Source organism: Pseudomonas sp. SIMBA_068, assembly GCF_046534705.1.
GTDB classification, from domain to species: Bacteria; Pseudomonadota; Gammaproteobacteria; order Pseudomonadales; family Pseudomonadaceae; genus Aquipseudomonas; species Aquipseudomonas putida.
On the sequence record NZ_JAWRYI010000435.1, the window covers coordinates 1 to 275 of the forward strand.

Annotated in this window: 1 pseudogene; it reads left to right on the forward strand. The window is 52.7% G+C overall.

The window, feature by feature from the left end:
• Window positions 1–74: 74 nt before the first annotated feature.
• Window positions 75–275, forward strand: a pseudogene (locus SB756_RS29855) (oxidoreductase); the annotation flags it as partial.

A 275-nucleotide genomic window follows, 5' to 3' on the forward strand; every position in this document is an offset into this window, starting at 1 on the left:
GGGGCCATTGCCCTACCGCATTGCATCTGCCAGGCGTAAACTGATCTTCTCTTTCCCACTCTGCCGGAGGCTGCATGTTCAAGGCACTGGTCATTGAAAATGACGAACAAGGTTACCGTTCCCTGCTGAAAGATCTCCCCGAATCTCAACTGCCTGACCACGATGTCACGCTCGACGTCAGCTACTCATCCCTGAACTACAAAGATGCCCTGGCTATCTGTAACAAAGGCCCGATTGTGCGCCAGTTCCCGATGGTGCCAGGTATCGATTTTGTT